The 17391-nt window shown below is 68.4% G+C and carries 22 protein-coding genes; 20 read left to right on the top strand and 2 right to left on the bottom strand.

From position 1 onward, the window contains the following. The first annotated feature begins 18 nt into the window (after nucleotides 1-18). On the top strand, nucleotides 19-1242 hold the full coding sequence (locus QUG92_RS07225) for an alpha/beta fold hydrolase (protein ID WP_289458435.1): 1224 nt from the start codon (nucleotides 19-21) through the stop codon (nucleotides 1240-1242). A 67-nt stretch (nucleotides 1243-1309) separates the two neighbouring features. Here QUG92_RS07225 and QUG92_RS07220 read toward each other — a convergent pair whose 3' ends face one another. Both QUG92_RS07220 and QUG92_RS07215 read right to left on the bottom strand, forming a co-directional pair. After that, complete coding sequence (locus tag QUG92_RS07220; protein ID WP_289458433.1) at nucleotides 1310-1759, bottom strand: SufE family protein; 450 nt, start codon at nucleotides 1757-1759, stop codon at nucleotides 1310-1312. After that, nucleotides 1756-2667: a sulfurtransferase gene (locus tag QUG92_RS07215; RefSeq protein WP_289458431.1), complete on the bottom strand. Its 912-nt coding sequence runs from the start codon at nucleotides 2665-2667 to the stop codon at nucleotides 1756-1758. The genes QUG92_RS07220 and QUG92_RS07215 overlap by 4 nt, the downstream gene beginning before the upstream one ends. Nucleotides 2668-2849: 182 nt before the next feature. Here QUG92_RS07215 and zapE point away from each other — a divergent pair, with 182 nt between their 5' ends. The 19 genes from zapE to QUG92_RS07120 all read left to right on the top strand — a co-directional run bounded on the left by zapE (nucleotide 2850) and on the right by QUG92_RS07120 (nucleotide 17269). Continuing rightward, nucleotides 2850-3800, top strand: a complete 951-nt coding sequence (gene zapE / locus QUG92_RS07210; RefSeq protein ID WP_182046767.1) for a cell division protein ZapE — start codon at nucleotides 2850-2852, stop codon at nucleotides 3798-3800. 210 nt (nucleotides 3801-4010) lie between these two features. Then, the gene (locus tag QUG92_RS07205) at nucleotides 4011-5285 is read left to right on the top strand and encodes an ammonium transporter (RefSeq protein ID WP_289458429.1); all 1275 of its coding nucleotides are present in this window, start codon (nucleotides 4011-4013) and stop codon (nucleotides 5283-5285) included. A 96-nt stretch (nucleotides 5286-5381) separates the two neighbouring features. Beyond that, on the top strand, nucleotides 5382-6437 hold the full coding sequence (locus tag QUG92_RS07200) for a DUF6177 family protein (protein ID WP_289458427.1): 1056 nt from the start codon (nucleotides 5382-5384) through the stop codon (nucleotides 6435-6437). Continuing rightward, nucleotides 6434-6811: a hypothetical protein gene (locus QUG92_RS07195; RefSeq protein WP_289458425.1), complete on the top strand. Its 378-nt coding sequence runs from the start codon at nucleotides 6434-6436 to the stop codon at nucleotides 6809-6811. The genes QUG92_RS07200 and QUG92_RS07195 overlap by 4 nt, the downstream gene beginning before the upstream one ends. 55 nt (nucleotides 6812-6866) lie before the next feature. Further along, on the top strand, nucleotides 6867-7226 hold the full coding sequence (locus QUG92_RS07190; protein WP_289458423.1) for a DUF6507 family protein: 360 nt from the start codon (nucleotides 6867-6869) through the stop codon (nucleotides 7224-7226). Then, the gene (locus QUG92_RS07185; RefSeq protein WP_289458422.1) at nucleotides 7223-9433 is read left to right on the top strand and encodes a hypothetical protein; all 2211 of its coding nucleotides are present in this window, start codon (nucleotides 7223-7225) and stop codon (nucleotides 9431-9433) included. Before QUG92_RS07190 ends, QUG92_RS07185 begins: the two co-directional genes overlap by 4 nt. Then, nucleotides 9430-9948 carry a hypothetical protein gene (locus QUG92_RS07180; RefSeq protein WP_289458420.1) on the top strand — a complete coding sequence of 173 codons (519 nt, stop codon included), beginning with the start codon at nucleotides 9430-9432 and terminating at the stop codon, nucleotides 9946-9948. Before QUG92_RS07185 ends, QUG92_RS07180 begins: the two co-directional genes overlap by 4 nt. A 160-nt stretch (nucleotides 9949-10108) precedes the next feature. Further along, nucleotides 10109-10456, top strand: coding sequence for a hypothetical protein (locus QUG92_RS07175; protein WP_182046750.1), 348 nt, complete (start codon nucleotides 10109-10111; stop codon nucleotides 10454-10456). 89 nt (nucleotides 10457-10545) lie between these two features. Further along, nucleotides 10546-11403, top strand: a complete 858-nt coding sequence (locus QUG92_RS07170; protein ID WP_289458418.1) for a hypothetical protein — start codon at nucleotides 10546-10548, stop codon at nucleotides 11401-11403. Between the two features lie 499 nt (nucleotides 11404-11902). After that, a complete protein-coding gene (locus QUG92_RS07165; RefSeq protein ID WP_182046748.1) occupies nucleotides 11903-12652 on the top strand; it encodes a hypothetical protein in 750 nt (249 codons plus the stop codon). A 249-nt stretch (nucleotides 12653-12901) separates the two neighbouring features. Continuing rightward, entirely contained in the window at nucleotides 12902-13390 is a 489-nt protein-coding gene (locus QUG92_RS07160; protein WP_182046747.1) for a hypothetical protein, read from the top strand. Between the two features lie 246 nt (nucleotides 13391-13636). Further along, nucleotides 13637-13765, top strand: a complete 129-nt coding sequence (locus tag QUG92_RS07155; RefSeq protein WP_259346158.1) for a hypothetical protein — start codon at nucleotides 13637-13639, stop codon at nucleotides 13763-13765. Beyond that, nucleotides 13762-14235 carry a hypothetical protein gene (locus tag QUG92_RS07150; protein WP_289458414.1) on the top strand — a complete coding sequence of 158 codons (474 nt, stop codon included), beginning with the start codon at nucleotides 13762-13764 and terminating at the stop codon, nucleotides 14233-14235. Before QUG92_RS07155 ends, QUG92_RS07150 begins: the two co-directional genes overlap by 4 nt. Nucleotides 14236-14259: 24 nt before the next feature. Then, nucleotides 14260-14775, top strand: a complete 516-nt coding sequence (locus QUG92_RS07145; protein ID WP_289458412.1) for a hypothetical protein — start codon at nucleotides 14260-14262, stop codon at nucleotides 14773-14775. Nucleotides 14776-14801: 26 nt separating this feature from the next. Continuing rightward, nucleotides 14802-15155 (top strand): hypothetical protein, encoded by a 354-nt coding sequence (locus tag QUG92_RS07140; protein WP_289458410.1) that lies wholly within the window; start codon nucleotides 14802-14804, stop codon nucleotides 15153-15155. Between the two features lie 70 nt (nucleotides 15156-15225). Beyond that, on the top strand, nucleotides 15226-15582 hold the full coding sequence (locus QUG92_RS07135; protein ID WP_289458408.1) for a hypothetical protein: 357 nt from the start codon (nucleotides 15226-15228) through the stop codon (nucleotides 15580-15582). A 180-nt stretch (nucleotides 15583-15762) separates the two neighbouring features. Continuing rightward, nucleotides 15763-16260: a hypothetical protein gene (locus tag QUG92_RS07130; protein WP_289458406.1), complete on the top strand. Its 498-nt coding sequence runs from the start codon at nucleotides 15763-15765 to the stop codon at nucleotides 16258-16260. Between the two features lie 125 nt (nucleotides 16261-16385). Continuing rightward, a complete protein-coding gene (locus tag QUG92_RS07125) occupies nucleotides 16386-16511 on the top strand; it encodes a hypothetical protein (protein WP_289458405.1) in 126 nt (41 codons plus the stop codon). A 26-nt stretch (nucleotides 16512-16537) separates the two neighbouring features. After that, nucleotides 16538-17269: a hypothetical protein gene (locus tag QUG92_RS07120; RefSeq protein WP_289458403.1), complete on the top strand. Its 732-nt coding sequence runs from the start codon at nucleotides 16538-16540 to the stop codon at nucleotides 17267-17269. Nucleotides 17270-17391 lie beyond the last annotated feature (122 nt).

Below are 17391 nucleotides of genomic sequence, written 5' to 3'. Positions count from 1 at the left end.
CAGACTAGGCTCCGCACCATGTCCCGATCAGCGCGACCCGCCGAGGACGTCGCCCAGGAAGCCGTGCGATCGGCGGGCCTCGTCGCACTCGGGGCGGGGGTCGCCGCCGCCGCGATCGGCACCGCCGTGGTGGGCGGGTTCGTCGCCGCCGTCGCCCGGGCCGTCGTCACCCCCGACCGGAAGCGCGCCGAACGGGTCCCGATCCACGCGGTCGACCCGGACCGGATGACCGTGACCCTCGAACGCACCGCCGACACCGAACTCCAGGGCCGCTACAGCCTGTGGTTCGGCGGCGGGACCGGGCACATGCGGATCGGCGAGGTCCTCGGCACGACCGAGACGACCGTCACGCGGCGCATCATCGCCGTCGACGCCGGCGACCCGACCACCGCTCGACGGGGACGCTGGGGCGGCTGGTTCTACCTGAACCCCGGCGAGCTCGACGTGCCCGTCGAGGACGTCGACGTCCCCACCCCGAACGGCCCCTCGCCGGCCTGGATCGTCCGTGCCGACGACCCCGACGCCCCGTGGGCCGTCCTCGTGCACGGCCGCGGTGTCACCCGCGCCGAGACCATCCGCGCCGTGCCCGTCTTCCGCGCCGCCGGGTACTCGGTCGTGCTCGCGTCGTGGCGGAACGACGGTGTGGCACCGCGGAGCTCCGACGGCCGCTACGGGCTCGGCACCACCGAGTGGGAGGACGTCGACGCCGTGCTCCGCTGGCTCGCCGCCCGCAACGCCCGGAGCGTCGTGCTCATGGGGTGGTCGATGGGCGGTGCGGTCGTGCTGCAGACCCTCGTCCGCTCGCGCTTCGCCGGGATGGTCGACGGGGTCGTCCTCGAGTCGGCCGTCGTCGACTGGCACGAGGTGCTCAAGTCGCAGAGCCGGGTGCTCAAGCTGCCGCGACCCGTCCGGAAGGTCGCGCAGCGGCTCCTCCGGACCCCGGTCCTGCACCGCGTGGTCGGCCTCGAGCAGCCGGTCGACCTCCGCGAGCTCGACATGGTCGCCCGCGCGGACGAGCTGACGGTTCCCATCCTGATCCTGCACAGCGACGACGACGGGTTCGTGCCGTCCTCGGCGTCGCACGAGCTCGCGCGGGTCCGTCCCGACATCGTCCGGCTCGAGGTCCAGACGACCGCGCGGCACACGAAGCTCTGGAACCACGACGCGGACTGGTTCGACGCCCGCATCCTCGCGTGGCTGACCGAGGTGGTGCAGCCGACGGACGCGACCAGCGCCCGGTAGCCGGCACGCTGGACGGACGGGAGGCGCGTGGCGGACCCGCCACGCGCCTCCCGTCCGGTGCTGCGTCTCAGGCCGCGGCGGCCGCCTGCACCTGTCGCTGCACCCGGCCGAGCATGCCGACCATGCCCCGGATCCGCAGCGGACTGACCGCCTCGGTGAGCCCGAGCGTCAGCGGGTAGTCCACCGGGACCGCGAGGACCTCGGGCGCCGTCAGCCCGGACAGCCCCTGCGCGAGGATCGACGCGAAGCCCCGGGTGGTGGGCGCCTCGCGGGGTGCCGTCGCGTGCATCCGGACGACGTCGGGAGCGTCGCCGTCCGCACCCACCGTCACCGTGATGAAGACGGGGGACTGGCACTCCTCGACGCGCTCGAGCTCGTCCTCGTGCCCCTGCAGGCGCTCGGGCAGCGCGGGGAGCTCGTCGGAGAACTCGAGCAGCAGCTGGAGCCGGTCCTGCTGGGACAGCTCGAGGAAGTCGTCGCGGATCTCGGCGAGGGCCTGGGGGAGTTCCTCGCTCATCGGGCGGGCACGGTCCCCGGCTCGGTCCCGACCGCGATCGGCACGCGCACGGCGCTGCCCCACTCGGTCCACGAGCCGTCGTAGTTCCGGACGTTCTCGTAGCCGAGCAGGTGCTGCAGGACGAACCAGGTGTGGCTGGAACGCTCGCCGATGCGGCAGTACGCGATCACCTCGTCGGCGTCGCCGATGCCGGCACCCTCGCGGTACACGGCGTCGAGCTCGTCGCGCGTCCTGAACGTGCCGTCGGTGGCGGCCGCGGTCGCCCAGGGGATGTTCACGGCGGTCGGCACGTGGCCGGCGCGGAGGGCACCCTCCTCCGGGTAGTCCGGCGCGGTGGTGCGCTCACCGGAGTACTCCGGAGCGCTCCGCACGTCGATGAGCGGCTTGCCGAGGTGGTCGAGCACGTCCTCCTTGAACGCGCGGACCTGCTCGTCGCGGCGCTCCACGACGGGGTACTCGACCGGGGTCACCTCGGTGCGGTCGGTGGTGAGCGCGCGGTCCTCGGCGATCCACTTCGCCCGGCCGCCGTCGAGCAGGCGGACGTCCTCGTGGCCGAACAGCGTGAAGACCCAGAGGGCGTAGGCGGCCCACCAGTTGTTCTTGTCGCCGTAGATGACGACCGTGGTGTCGCGGCCGATGCCCTTGCCGCCGACGAGCGCCGCGAAGGCCTCGCCGTCGATGTAGTCCCGCTGGACGGGGTCGTTGAGGTCGGTGTGCCAGTCGATCTTCACCGCACCGGGGACGTGGCCCGTCTCGTAGAGCAGGACGTCCTCGTCGGACTCGACGACCACCAGGTCCGGGGAGCCGACCCCGGCGTCGAGCTGCTCCTGGAGCCACTCGGTCGACACCAGGCGCTCCGGGTGGGCGTAGGCGGCGAACTTCTCGGACGGGTCGACCGGTGCGGTCATCGGGGGTACCTCCAGGGGGTGCGTCTGCACCGGACTAGGATCGGTCGTCGGTGCCTGTGGGCAACGGTACGCGGACGTGCCGTTCGACTCCTGCAACGTGACACCCGCCGACTTGCTTCCCTCCGGAGGACCCGTTGCCCGCTCACCTCGTCGACCGCGACCCGCAGGTCACCCCGCAGCAGATGGCCGCTGCGCTCGTGCCGCCGCCGCAGTTCGCCGACGCGTCGTTCGCCAGCTACCGACCCGATCCGGAGTACCCGTCGCAGGCGGACGTGCGCGACGCCGTCGAGCGGTTCGTCGCGACCCGCCCCGAGCCGGCGAAGCGCGGGCTGTTCGGCCGGCGGCGCGAGCCGGTCCAGCCGACGCGCTCGGGCGTCTACCTGGACGGCGGGTTCGGTGTCGGCAAGACCCACCTGCTCGCGGCGGCCTACCACGCGGAGCCGTCACGCAAGACGTTCGGCACGTTCATCGAGTACACCGCCCTGGTCGGCGCGCTCGGGTTCCAGGGCACCGTCGACCTGCTCCGCGGGACGTCGCTCGTCTGCATCGACGAGTTCGAGCTCGACGACCCGGGCGACACGATGGTGATGACGCGCCTCATCAAGGAGCTCTCCGAGACGGGGACCCGGTTCGCCGCCACGTCGAACACGCCGCCGGGAGCGCTCGGCGAGGGCCGCTTCGCCGCCCAGGACTTCCTCCGCGAGATCCAGGCGATGTCGGACCGGTTCGACACCATGCGCATCGACGGCCTCGACTTCCGCCGACGAGCGGTCGACGAGTCGGCACGTGTGGTCGACGACGTCGTCGCCGGACTGCCGGCCGGCGCCACGACACTCGACGACTTCCGCGCGGTCGTCGGCCACCTGGCGAGCGTGCACCCCTCGAAGTACGTCGCGCTGGTCGACGGGCTCGACGCGGTGGGGCTGACCGACGTGCAGGCGTTCACCGACCAGACCGACGCGCTCCGCTGGGTCGCACTGGTCGACCGCCTCTACGACGCGCAGGTGCGCATCGTCGCGTCAGGCACGCCGCTCGACCAGGTGTACCCGCAGGCGATGCTCGACGGCGGGTACCGCAAGAAGTACCTGCGGGCCGCGTCGCGCGTGGTCGCGCTCTCCCGCGCCGCCGACTGAACCGCGCGACGGACGGGAGGCGCGCGGCGGGCCCGCACCGCGCCTCCCGTCCGCCCGTTCCCGGCTCCCCGAAACACACCGTTTACACGGGGACCCGTCGCGTTACACCCGCGAAACACTTCGTGCTCCCTCGCGAAACCTCACGTCGCCAGACTCTGAACACCCGAGGGCGGTCCCGAGAGCCGCACTGCAATCGCGAGAGGTGAACAGATGCTTGATCAGGGCAACACGGCATTCGTGTTGATCATGGCGGCGCTGGTGTTGTTCATGACACCGGGCCTGGCCTTCTTCTACGGCGGCCTGGTGAAGGCCAAGTCCGTCATCAGCATGATGATGATGTCCTTCGGGGCCATCGCCCTGGTCGGCGTCCTGTGGGTGCTCTACGGCTACGCGATCGCGTTCGCCAACCACGGCGCCGGCACGAACGTCGCGGGCATCGTCGGCTTCTTCAGCATCGACTGGAACCAGATCGGCCTCGGTCAGGCGTTCGAGGAGTCGCAGGCGTCGACCATCAACGCCGCGTACCCGTCGATGGCCTTCGTCGGCTTCCAGGCCACCTTCGCGATCATCACCGTCGCCCTGATCTCCGGTGCCATCGCCGACCGCGCGAAGTTCGGCGCCTGGATGGTCTTCGCGGGCGTCTGGGTCACCGTCGTCTACTTCCCCGTCGCGTCGTGGGTCTTCAACCTGACCTCGGGCATGTTCGCGACCTGGGGCGTCATCGACTTCGCCGGTGGCACCGCGGTCCACATCAACGCCGGAGCCGCCGGTCTGGCGCTGGCGATCGTCCTCGGCAAGCGCGTCGGCTTCGCCAAGGGCGCGCACAAGCCGCACAACCCGCCCTTCGTCCTGCTCGGCGCCGCGATCCTCTGGTTCGGCTGGTTCGGCTTCAACGCAGGTTCAGAGGGCGCTGCCGACGGCGTCGCTGCGCTCGCCTGGGTGAACACCCTCGCCGCCCCGGCCGCCGCGATCCTCGGCTGGCTGCTCATCGAGAAGATCAAGGACGGCAAGGCCACCTCGGTCGGCGCCGCCTCGGGTGCGGTCACCGGTCTGGTCGCCATCACCCCGGCCTGCGCCGCGCTGACCCCGGGCTGGGGCATCCTGCTCGGCTTCCTCGCGGGCATCGTCTGCTGCTTCGCGATCGACTGGAAGTACAAGCTCGGCTTCGACGACTCGCTCGACGTCGTGGGCGTCCACCTGGTCGGCGGCATCTTCGGCACGCTCTACCTCGGCATCTTCGCCGACGGCACCGGCCTCATCTACTCGGGATCGTTCGAGCAGCTCGGCAAGCAGGCCGTCGCCGCCGCGGCCGTCCTCGTGTACTCGTTCGTCCTGGCCTTCGTGATCGGGTTCGCGATCGAGAAGACCATCGGCTTCCGCGTCAAGACCGAGGACGAGGTCGCCGGCATCGACACCGCCGTCCACGGTGAGGAGGGCTACGTCCTCTACGAGGAGCGCGACGAGACCCCGGTCGCGGTCCGCTAGCACCGTCCACCCCGCACGACGACGGGCCCCGCGCACACCAGCGCGGGGCCCGTCGTCGTGCGGGGGCGGCGGGCGGGTGCTCGGTAGGGTGGCGCCGTGGACGACGTCACCCTCGCGCACCCGCTCGTCGACGCGGTCGGTCCCGGGTTCGTCGTGCACGAGACGGACGCCGCGGTGGTCGAGTGCTCGAGCGAGCGGACCGGACTCCTCCTCGAGGCCCGCCGCGCCGGGGTCGTCGCCGTGCTGCTCACGCCCGGGTCGTCCCGGCTCACCGCCGCGATGTCCGTGATGCTCCGCCGCACGGCGTCGACCTGGGTCGTCCGCGAGGGGGACCGGTACCGTGCGGCCGGGTCGGACGTCGTGGCGGACGACGTCGCCACCGCGATGCTCGCGCCGCAGACGGTCACCCGCTCGGCGGCCATCGGGCCGGGCGCGGTGCCGTGGGTCGAGGCGCTCGTCTCGGTGCACCACCCGGCATCGGAGGCCGCGACCCTCGGGCGGACCGCGGAACTCCTGCTCGCCGGCCTCGCCGACGTCTGCCCCGAGGCCTGGGGCACCGTGGAGCCCGCCACGCTCGCCTGGAGCGTTGCCGAGGTCACCGCCTTCGCCCGCCGCCGGGCACCCCGACCGACACGCCTGGTCGCCGTGGCACCCACCACCGGCGGAGTCGCGTCCGTGCAGCTCCGCATCGAACGCTCGGCCACCGGCGTGACCGAGGAGACGCGGCTCGTGCTGCCGCGACCCGCCCCGTCGGACGGGCTGCCCACCGACGACGACATCCCCACGGTGCTCGCGGACCTCGCCCAGCGACAGCGGGTGCTGCTCGGCACCGCCTGGCGGACGAGCGGACACCCCGACGCCACCGTGTCCGCCCACCAGCTCCCGCTGCCGGTGCCGCTCGGCGCCGTCGTCGGGGCCGCAGCGGTGCGGGACCTCGGCATCGATCCCCGGACGCTCCCCACCGGTGCGCGGGCGGTCGGACCGGCCCGGGTCCCGTCGCTGGTGCTCGACCCCACCCCGGACGACGTGCGGTCCGGGGTGGTGCTGTCGCGCGGCGCCGACGCAGAGGCCCGGTGGCGGCGGCTCGCGCAGCTCGGGGACGCGCTCGGGCCGCGTGCCGTCGAGATGCTCGGCTTCGGGGACCGACGATGAGCGCCGAGTGGGTCGTGCTCTCGCCACGGCACGTCGACGCCGCGGTGGTCGTCGCGGCAGCGGCCGGCGAGGACCCGGCGATCGGCATCCGCCAGCTCTGGGAGGGTGACGCCCTGCAGCTCGTGGCCGACGACGGGGTCGTGCTCCTCACCCTGTTCCAGTCCCGCGAGCTCGTGCGAACCGTCGATGCCGCACGGCTGCTCGGGACGCACTCGACCGGCACCCCCTTGTTCGGGGGTGACGAGCCGGTATGGTGGACGTCGGTCCACACGGCCGCCCAGGACCCGTCCCGAGTGGCGGCCGAGCGGATCGTGCGGGACGTCGCCGCTGCGGCCGGGGGCCTGGCGGTGTCACGGTCCGCCGTCGGAGACTGACGAGGATCGACACGGCGCGTCGCGGGACGACGGGACCACGGAACGAGGGGGAGCGATGGGGAACGGCTGGCAGATCGACCCGGCGGGCGTGCAGACGACGCTCGCGGGTACCGAGACGGCGGCGACGAACCTGTCGACCGCGTTCGACGGGCTGGCCGATGCCCACGCGGCACTGACGACCGCGGTCGGTGACGACCAGGCGGTCGCCGGAGCGGTCGCCGCCCTGATCGAGAGCCACACGGCGCTGCTGCAGCGCGTCGGCAACCACATCACCGCCGGTCTGGCCGGCGCTGCCAACGCGACCATGGCGTACTACCAGGGTGACGAGGAGATGGCCGCGACGGCGCAGGCCAACGCGATCCGCGCCTCCAGTACGGGCGACTTCGCCGGTGTCGACCTCGGGGACGGCGCATGACCGGGCAGTGCCGCGCCGACGGCCTGATCGACCCGGACGCGATCCCCGGCGCGAACATCAAGCCCGAGCAGGTCGACGCGGCCGGCACCGCCTTCGCGACCGCCGGCACCGACGTGCAGACGCGCGGATCCGAGGTGAAGACCGCGTGGGCCGGCCTCGGTGGCAGCTACACGACGCCGGACTCGGCCGAGCTCCTCGCCGTCATGGACGGCGTCGAGACCGACACCGCTGCGCTGGCCGGGACCATGCAGAAGGTGTCGACCGCGATCAGCGACTACGCCACCGTGGTCGCCCCGATCGCGCGACGGCTCGTCGAGCTCAAGGCCGAGGCCGAGACCTTCGTGGCGAAGGCGCTGCAGGGCAAGACGGTCGGGCCGTGGGACCCCGAGCACCCGGCGAACCAGGGACCCGTCGGCCTGGTGCAGCACTTCGGCGAGATCCTCGACGACGTGCACCTGCGCTGGGACGAGTACACGCCCTACGTCGACGAGAACAACGAACTGCTCACGAAGGTCGCCGAGCAGGAGACGAAGCTCTCGCAGGCCTCGACCGACTGCGTCAACGCGATCAACGGGCTCCGGACCGACATGTGCATCGCCGAGGTGCAGGCCGTCGACTACACGGCGGCCGTCAAGGCGAACGAGCCGATGCCGTGGGGGAGCACCGGCCGCGGCGACCAGTCGTGCCAGGAGTCGTTCAACTCCGGCGTCGGTGACGCTGCCGTGGGGACCGTCGAGGGCCTCGGTGGGCTGATCGGCTACAACTCGCAGACCGGCGAGTGGGGCGACGGCGAGTGGGCCGGGCAGTCGTGGCTCGGGTTCGCCGAGTCGCTCGGGGCGCTCGCGCTGATGGGCAGCCCGCCGTTGATCCTCGCGGCCACACTGCCGCCGGGCGTCCTGCCCGACGTGGTGCGCGAGACCGCGCAGGGCATCACGGCGAAGCAGCAGGCGATCGTCGAGGGCTTCGTCGGTTCGCCGGAGGACTGGCGGGACGACCCCGCTCACGCCGCCGGTGGTGCCGCGTTCAACATCGGGACGCTGTTCATCCCAGGTGCCGGCGAGATCGGTGCCGGCGCGAAGGTCGCCGCGGTGGGGTCGCGCGTCGCGGCCATGGCGGCGGACGGCAGCCGACTCGCGGCCTTCGGGTCGAAGATCGCGGCGGCGGGGACGACGATGGTCCGGGTCGGGGACGCCCTGTCGGCGATCCCCGGTCGGGCGCTCGACGGCCTCGGCGACCTGGTGTCGCGGGGGCAGGGGAGCTTCGCGGACGCGCTCCGGGGGCTCGGGGACAACATCCCGACGGTGAAGGTCAGCGTGGAGCACGCGATGGCGACGCCGGACGGGTTCGGCGTCGGGATCGGGCGGCCGCACATCGAGGTGGGGCACCCGGAGCCGGGGTCGCACTGGTTGCACTCGGTGGCGGATCGGGTGGAGGGCGGGGGAGGCGCTGAACACGAGCCTCACGGCGAGCACTCGAACGCGCAGGCCCACGAGGTGCTCGGCCACGACCGCGGCTCCGGCCACGTCGTCGGCTCGACGGCTGAAAGCGCAGCAGCTCGAGGATCCGCGGACACAGGCAGTGACGCTTTGCCCGACCAGCACGTGTCCTCGGATGGCCCGCCGTCCGCTCACTCGGCGCATGGCGTCCCGACGGAGCAATCTCTGACAGCAGCAGAACGGGCTGCGCGATCTGACGCGATCTATGAACGGTCCGGCTTCCGCCCACCGGATACGGCGCGGCTCGAACAACCGGTGATCGGCGCCGGTGAAGGATCGAACTACGGTCGTTGGGCGGCAAGCACGAGAACCGCGGGTGGCCCAGGCGCGTTGGATCAGGAGTGGGCAACCGGCGTACAGCCGCTCCCGGATGGACACATTCCTGAGTACATGGTCCCGAATCCTTCCGGCGCGAGAGACCTGGAATTCGACGGATTCGAGGTCGTCGATGGACGACCTCAGTACATCGAGGTGAAGGGTAATTACTCCTGGTTGGAGTCGATGAACCCGGAGCGGCGCGCCAAGATCATTGAAGATTGGCTGGATTCCGCGGCCAACAAGCTCGACGCAATGGCCGAACCTGATGCGGTTCTCCGCTGGGTGTTCACCAGGGACCGCGACGTTGCCACGCAATTCGCTCGCTTGGCGTCTGAATATGATGGTATCATGGTGGAATATCGTCCGATCCCGGATGGATTCAAGGGCTGGTGACTGACATGGTTGATGTTTCGGGTTGGCACGCGAGCCTTCGATGGGCAGCGCGAGGTGACTCCGTCGACAGCATCGTGCAAGCAACCTTCCAGACCTGTGAACGCTTCATTTCCGCTTTCGGAGAATTCCGCGGCACGTGGCATGCAAGTAGTGCCCAGAGGACGGTCGAACTGCTCTCTCCGGAGTTCTCGTCGTTCGTGACCGCGAGCGTCGTCCGCACCAGTGGAGCGCCAGATCCAACTAGAGGCATCAGCTTTGCGCTGATTTCGCCGACCGTTCGCGGCGTCCATGCGATGATACGCGTGCGAGCTGGCGCTACTCATGAAAGTAGAAGAAGTGCAACGAACAGCGTGACGATGGACTTCTTGGCCGCGACGCTCGGCGAGCCACCGATCATCGACGGGGAACCGTTCGAGTACAGTAATTTCGCTTCGTGTGCTCGGTCGATCAGCGACTTCTGGAACGCTACGGACGTCCGGCTGACTGATCGCGCCAGCGGAGAGTTGCTGACCTGAGTTGTGCCCCGCTCGTACACGCGGTCTGAGAGGAGAGCCGTGCCAGCGGGGAACCAACGGGGCGGAGGACCGCAGATGGTCAGGATCTCCACCCACGTCTCGCACGAGACGGCGATGCGCAACGAAGGTCTGGCCGGTTGTGCTCTTCAACAGATCGTCCGTGCTCGATACCGAGGACTCGGGACGTACCGTCCATGCCGAATCGATCATCAGTGACGTCGTGCCTCGGAGCGAACGCGTGCGTTCGCCGTTGGAAGAGCTCATTGATGGAGGCGAAGATCGACTGCTCGGCGACCACGGCGCATACGTCGTTGCGACCGCGGGTGGCGGTTCGCCGTTCGGAGCGGATCTGGTCGCTCAGCATGGATCCACGGTGAGCTTGACGTCATCTACGAACATCAAGCGCCCGATTCGTCGAATGCTCCAGGCAGAGCCGGACCTGCCCCTGCGCATGGACACCGCGGTCATCTGGGTGGCAGTTCTCATCGCTCCGCTGCATCGCGGGTGACCTGGGGTGGGCGTGGGGATGAGCCCGAGGTGAGCGTGATCAGCAACAACCGACTTTTGAGTTGTTGAACGGAGGCGGTTTTGGGGAAATTGGAAGCCGAAATCGCGGCACAGAACGCGGTGGCTTCGCTCACTCTTCGCACGCTCGGCCAAGGATGGTCGTCGTGCTGCGATGTCTTCGTGGAAGTAGCGAACACGCAGCAACTCAACGGCATTCTCCTGACCTCCGACGGCCAGTCCGTGCGACGGCCGGCACCTGCGTTCGAGCTGTACCGAGCATGGGGGTATCTCCGTGAGGTGATGTCAGGCCCGGAGCGTGGCGCGTGGATGACCGGGCATCTGCGTGTTTCCAGCAACGGGCATTACAGCATGGACTTCGACTGGGACGAACGACCCGTTTGGCCGGTTGCGGTCGACCCAGAGGGGACGATCCACAACGGGCGAGACGTTGAGCGTTCCGCTTTGCTCGACGACTTGCGCAGGTATCCTCGTGAAGCGCGCATGACTCCGGTGTGGATGGCGAACCTTCAGGCTGCGCCGCGTCCCGTGTTCCGAGATGACGTCTGGCCGGACGAGCTTCGCGCTATGCAGGAGAACGAGGATTGGCTTGTCGTCGCCGAGGGTGTCAAGCGTCTGATCAGTGATGCAATTCTCGATGATGAACTCGATCTCCTCGAGGATGACGAGCTGGCAGATGGTCTGTTGCAGGATGTCCTCAACGGAGTCGATGCGAGGCGCTTTCTCTCCATGGCAGCGGCGGTTCGGTCCAGCGTCATCTATCAGCGTGAACCGGACACATCCGGTATCGAGCTTTCCGGCAACGCGCGCGAGATGCTGTTCGAGAATCAGAACACCGCTGCCGAAGTCGAGGTGGTTCGTGATGCACTCGAGGCCCTCACGGCCTTCGAGCGACGCGTCGTCGTCTCGGCGGAGACCGATCACGCGTGAGGAGGTTGCGGCGTGACGCCGAGCCCTCGATCTCAGGTCAGTGACAGTCAGTGACCCTTCGTAGCAGGTCCTCATCAGGAAGGCCATCGCACTCGAGATGGGCGACAAGAGCAGGCGCGGGAGCGCTTCGAGCAACTCGGTGCGGGGCTTCAGCGCAGATCGAGCGCCGTAGAGCATCGGGTTGCACTTGATTGAGTCGCGTTCTCAGCGCGCAGCGGTGCGTTCCTTCAGTGAGCTCCGGGAACCCGCCGTGATGGCTGGTGCACCGCGACCGGACGCTGCCACAGCCAGGGAGGGCCGCCGTATTCTTGGTGAGCTGAAGCCGCCACGCCGCGGACAGTCGGCGGCAGGTCATCACCAAGAATCCTGCCTCGTTCGAGGCGTCGGGGAAGGCTGGGGGCTGGGAGTGAGCTCGTTCACTGAACTTCACGATCTGCAGAATCGACTTGCGATCATCACCTTCGACCGCCTACACCCTGGATGGTCCAGAGCGACTTCTGTGTTCGTGGACGTCGGTGTCACTTCCAGATTGCAGCGTGCTGTACTTCGCGAGACGTCATTGGTGTACTCGCCCCCTGCGGACCTGACGGAGTACCAGGCGTGGATTGATCTCCGTGAACTCATGGCGGACGATTCACATGGAGCCTGGTTCAGTGGACGTCTTCACCTCGAACAGACCGGCGCTTACCGGTTCGAGTTCGACTGGGACTCGGAACCTTCCTGGCCCGTGGAAGTCGACCTCGACGGCAACATCGTCAAGAGCGAGCGCGTTGAAACGTCGCAGTTTCGCGAGGATCTCCAGCGGTATCCGCGCACTGCCGAATTCATTCCCTCGTGGCTCGGGGAAAGACTGGTGCCCACCGGGTTGCGCTTCGCTGACACCTGGCTCGAGGAGTTCCGCGCACTCGCGGACCACCCAAACTGGCTGATCGTGAGGGACATGCTACGAGATGCGGTACAAGCCGGCACCGATGATCGCGGAGTAGCGGTCGGAGCGGATCAAGTTGCGGAGGTTGTGTCCAGTGAGTTGGCCGCCTCGACGACCGTCGGCCAGATCGAGAGGCTGTACCGAGACGCGACTGGTCTGGGGCTCGTCCCGAACCTCCCAGAGGCGTCGAGCGAATCATCCACGAAGACACGGAACGCACTCCTGGCTGACGAAGCATTCCGAGAACGGTTCGACGCCTTGTTCCAGCCCCTTCTGTCGCTAGCGGCTCAGGAGCTCGGGAACGTCGTTCCGGCTCACTGACCTTGACTGGCGGTATCGCCAAGAGGACCGTCCGAGTTGGATCGACCTCGATTCACGTCGAAGTTGCGGGTGCTCGGGGTGCGAGGGGGCAAAAGTGCTTCACTGAGGTGCTTCGCTCGGTATCGGGAGGGCTCCCAGGCGGAAGTTCGGGATGACTGGCAGGAGTTCCTCCGAAGACGTGCAATCGGGTCCTGACTCAACACTTCGGGGAGTCTGACCGGGGCAGCTGAGTGTCGAAGGAAGGTGACTGTGGTGATCGACGTCAGTGGTTGGCTGCTCGTCGCGGAATGGGATGCTCGAGCTGAATCAGCTGATGCCATAGCCGCTCGCATCGTCCAGACTTCGGCCGCGGTGCTCGAGGCGTTTCCCTCCTTCAACAACACCTGGACTGTTCACGACCGAACGATCCTCGGCGCGGATGCACGATCCTGGGGAGGGGTGATCGCCGCCTCGCCCTACCGGGTCGATGGCGTGGCGGAACCCGCTCGTGGATCTGCCCTCTCCTTGGTCTCCGAGTTCGAGAGTGGGACTTTCCTTCGAGCGGTCATCACAGCTGGTGCCACCTTCCAGACCACGCTGCACAAGCCGAATGAGTTCGCTCTTGACTTCGTGGCGGATCCGTTCAACGCTCGGATCGAGGTCGATCTGCCAGAGCGAGCCCGGCGACGGTTCGGACAGCTCGGCGCTGAGATCCAGCGCATCTGGGCCGCTGGGGACCTCCGTGTCGAACACGGATGAGTCGCGGGCCAGCGTTTGACCGATGTCGGGAGCAGGAGGATGAGCATGAAGCCTCGAGAATTGACCAATGCGGAGGTGAAGCGCGGAGCGCCCGCTCTGAGGAATCTCCTGAACGCCGTTTTCCACACTGACTGGCGCGACGACTTCGACAGCGCTCGCGAGGCTCTGGAAGCGGACCTGTCGCGATACGGAGATTCAGACAGGCAGTTGGTGCACGAGGAAGCCGCTTAATTGCTCGCGAGCGATGTGACTGACTCGCAGGTCGAGCACTTCCTCGAGTCGTCGGGAGCGGACCTCTGGATCGAGTCAGAGCTGCACATGAGTGGACGCGTGTTCGCGCGGCTGATCTTCGACCTGACTGAAGACACCGCTTGATCGTCTCGACGGCTTCGGCGGTTCGCCACCGGGATCATCTTGACCATTCAGCGCGCATACACTGTCCACCTGTTGAGGTTGGTCGGATCGAGGACGAGATGAGACGGCTGCTGACCGAGGACCCCGCGGGGCTCCTGCGAGGCGGCGACGCGCACCGGAGGTTTGGCCGATTGAGTTCATCAGCGGACTACTACGAATTGCAAAATACGCTTGCGATCCTCACATTCGACCGGTTGGAGACGGGTTGGAGGAGAGCGACGAGCGTGTTCGTCAGCCTCGGCGTCACCGCTCGGGTCGAACGTGCGGTCGAAACCGCGGGAACCGTCATGCATGGCCCGCCGGCTGACCTTGCCGAATTCGAGGCGTGGAGCGCGCTGCGTGAGGCAATGACCGAGAAGGAGCGCGGCGCGTGGTTCACCGGTGTCCTCCGACTCGAACCGACCGGCGCCTACCGGTTCGAGTTCGTCTAGGACGACGAGCCGCGTTGGCCGCTGTTGATCGACATCGAGGGGAACCTCCTCGAGTCACTTCCGGTCGAGAAGGCGGAGCTCCGCGAAGATCTCTCGATGCATCCAAGGGCTGCGTCTCACACCCCCGCATGGCTCGTCGAACGACTCGGATCAGCCCCGATCGGCTTCCGGGACCGATGGACTGAGACCCTTGCGCCACTGGCGGAGAGCCCGAACTGGAACATCGTCCGCGACATGGTGCGTGACGTGATCCAGGTCATCGGCGACGACAGCCAGCCCCTTCTCGAGAGTGACGTCGTTGCAGAAGGCGTCAGCAGCGACCTCATCGGCTCGACGCGAGCAAGTCAACTGATGCGACTTCTGCGTGATGCATCAGCCGCTGGCCTCGTGGAGGAACCGGCGTCGCTACGATCCGATGAGAGCCGACCATCCAGCGCGGTACTCAAGGAAGACGATGTGTTTCGACAGAACATCCTTGTGCTGATGCATCTGGTCGACCAGCTTGCAACTCAAGAGGTTGCAAACGTTGTGCCGGCCTGACGAACGATTGGTGCAACGGCGTCCACATGCGACTACTCAACGAGATCAATTTTTCCAACTACGGCAACCGCATCCCCTTGATCGGTGGGTTCATCGAGAATCTGTTCCCGTTCTGGTGGGACGACTACTCGTCGGTGGCTGACTACCTTGACTTCTACCTCGACGGGTTCTCACGCGACGAGTTCGCCGTCATGGCGAGTGAGTACCGCTCGCTCGACATCGACGATGCTCAGGACGAGGACATCAACTCCTTCCTCCACCGGATGAACGCGAACTACCGATCCGATCAGGGGCCGAGCGGCGGACGGCAGATGCTTGCGCAGATCGGCGAACGGGTGGGGCAACTGGAACACGGCGCGATGCTGAAGCACGTTGACTGACACGGAACCCCCGGCACGCCACAGGTGTTCTTCGTCGGGTCCGCGTATCCATCGATCGAGGAGGAGAGCCGTGGCACCGGTGAAGGATCTTGATGCCTCCGGACTGCGGCGCGCCCTTCCCGCCCTCGCCGGGTGGCTTCCGGGCGCCCTGTACTCGAGCTGGCAGTCGGACTACAGCAATGCCGTCGAGGCGCTCGACGATGCACTCGAGGGGCTCTCGCAAGGAACGGCGACGGCCATCCAGGATGAGGTCGACACGGTGTTGCATCCGGGGGCGCGTGAGGATGACTTCTCTGCGATCCTCGTGAAGCTCGGCGTCAACCTCGACCCGGAGCGGCACCTCGGTCTGAGCGGCCGAGAATTCTTCCGACGCCTGTCGGAGGCGGTCCTGACGCGACGCTTCGACGCGCCAGATCGTTCCGTCTGAGCCGTCCCGTCCACTGGGAGTCCCGACTGGTCGAAGTCGCAGGAGCGAGGCGGGCGTCGACGAGACGCGGTCCCGGAGCACTTCGACCGACGCAGGGCCGACCCGAAGCGCTGGGTCGCGTCGCCCAGCTCGAGTACCCTCCGTGTTCGACCGGACGACCTCGACCACACCTGGAGCGCCGTGACCTCGATCTGGACCACGCAGCAGCCTGCCATGCGCGTGCAGTGGGGAACCCGACCGTCCGAGCCGAACGACGCGGTCGGGGCCCTGCGGGAGACGCTGGCGGTCCTGGCGTGCTGCGGCGCGCCGTTCGCCGGTCCGTGGAAGCTCCTGGACCCGTCGTCGGAGGAGGCGGACGGGGCGTTCGTCGGGGATCTCACCGACGACGAGGTGAGCCTCCTGATCCACCGCGGGGTCACTCGGAACGCGGACGGACAGCCGTTCCCGCGGGACGGGTACAGCGTGTCCCTGGTCGGGAAGCTCGTCGGATCGGTCGGCGCTTCGATGCGGTTGCACGTCGGCGCGACCGTGAGCGAGTACATCGTGAACGAGGTGGCCGTGCGCTCCGGGCGGTGCAGCCCGGGGCGTCGATGGATCTCCGGCAGAGCTACGGTGAGCACCACGGCGAGGTCCTTCGGCGACTCGTCGAGCTCTGGCGTGCCGACCTGGCGCAGGTGACCGTCCGGAACGCGAACCGGAGTCAGCGAGGGTTCGCGACCCTCGTCGGGCTGACCAACTTCTTCCGCGGTGACCACACTTCCTTGCTCTCCTCGATCGACCTCCGCACATCGGCGAGAGCGGCCGTGGCCGACGGTGGAACGTGGCTCACCGTCGACGTCGGCAGCGATGAACTCGAGCCCGCCGCCGCCGACATCGTGGCGATCGCGGACGCCATCGAAGACGCCGGTGGCCTCGGCATCGCTCGATGACGACCCACCGCGTGGAAGGACGAAGCATGACCGAGGCGCTCCCGTTCGGTGGGGAGTTGTTGTTGCGGCTCAGCTGGGGACCGAGGGGTGAGGGACTCGATGCCGTCGGTGCGAAGCTCCGGGCGACGGAGGCCGTCGTCCGGAGGTTGCACGCGCCGTTCGGTCGATCACTCGCGGTCGTCGACCCCGACGGGAACGCGCTCGGGACCGTGCCGGACCTGGCGGACACGGCACTGGTCTCGGCGCTCGAGCTGGGTGTCTCGCGGAACGAGGACGGCGCTCCGCTCCCGCATGACGGGTACTCCGTTCGACTCGAGACCGATCCTGGCGCCACACTCTCGGGACGGGTGGTGGGTCGCTTCGCTGCGACTCGGTCCCGGTTCTCGGCCGGAAACCGACTCAGCGTCTCGGTGTCGCAGACGTTCTCCGACGAGCTGGTCGGAACCGGCTTCTTCGCCGAGGACCGAGGGATCGCGGTCCTCCGGGAACTCGTCGCCATCTGGGAGCCGGACACGGCGGGTGTCTTCCTGGCGGAGGCGGAGGACGTGTTCCTCGATCTGGAGCTGTCGATCGAACTGGGGGTCGTGACGTACCTCGCTGCGCGTGACGTGTCGACGTCGGAGCTCGTGCGGACCACCGAGTCGGACGGGGGCACCTGGGTCGAGGTGGTCGGTGCCGCGACTGCGACGGGCCTGCGCGACCTCGTCGCCATGATCGTCAGAGCATCCGGAGAAGTGACCCGGTCCCGTCGTCGATGACGACGCGGAGCCCGGACGGACGGGAGGCGGGGGGGGGGGGCGCCCCCCCCCCCCCCCCCCCGGCGCCCGGGGGGGGGCCGGCGCACCCCGGGGGGGGCGCCCGCGGGGGGGGGGGGGCCCGG

It is taken from the genome of Curtobacterium citri (assembly GCF_030362955.1).
GTDB classification, from domain to species: Bacteria; Actinomycetota; Actinomycetes; order Actinomycetales; family Microbacteriaceae; genus Curtobacterium; species Curtobacterium citri.
Note: the sequence above shows the minus strand (reverse complement) of the source record. Positions and strands in the feature narration are given on the sequence as shown.

Coding starts and splice junctions, on each gene's coding strand:
- QUG92_RS07190 (WP_289458423.1), top strand. CDS start 6,867: ATGGGGAACGGCTGGCAGATCGACCCGGCGGGCGTGCAGACGACGCTC.
- QUG92_RS07140 (WP_289458410.1), top strand. CDS start 14,802: ATGCGACTACTCAACGAGATCAATTTTTCCAACTACGGCAACCGCATC.
- QUG92_RS07185 (WP_289458422.1), top strand. CDS start 7,223: ATGACCGGGCAGTGCCGCGCCGACGGCCTGATCGACCCGGACGCGATC.
- QUG92_RS07220 (WP_289458433.1), bottom strand. CDS start 1,759: ATGAGCGAGGAACTCCCCCAGGCCCTCGCCGAGATCCGCGACGACTTC.
- QUG92_RS07205 (WP_289458429.1), top strand. CDS start 4,011: ATGCTTGATCAGGGCAACACGGCATTCGTGTTGATCATGGCGGCGCTG.
- QUG92_RS07195 (WP_289458425.1), top strand. CDS start 6,434: ATGAGCGCCGAGTGGGTCGTGCTCTCGCCACGGCACGTCGACGCCGCG.
- QUG92_RS07215 (WP_289458431.1), bottom strand. CDS start 2,667: ATGACCGCACCGGTCGACCCGTCCGAGAAGTTCGCCGCCTACGCCCAC.
- zapE (WP_182046767.1), top strand. CDS start 2,850: ATGGCCGCTGCGCTCGTGCCGCCGCCGCAGTTCGCCGACGCGTCGTTC.
- QUG92_RS07225 (WP_289458435.1), top strand. CDS start 19: ATGTCCCGATCAGCGCGACCCGCCGAGGACGTCGCCCAGGAAGCCGTG.
- QUG92_RS07120 (WP_289458403.1), top strand. CDS start 16,538: ATGACCGAGGCGCTCCCGTTCGGTGGGGAGTTGTTGTTGCGGCTCAGC.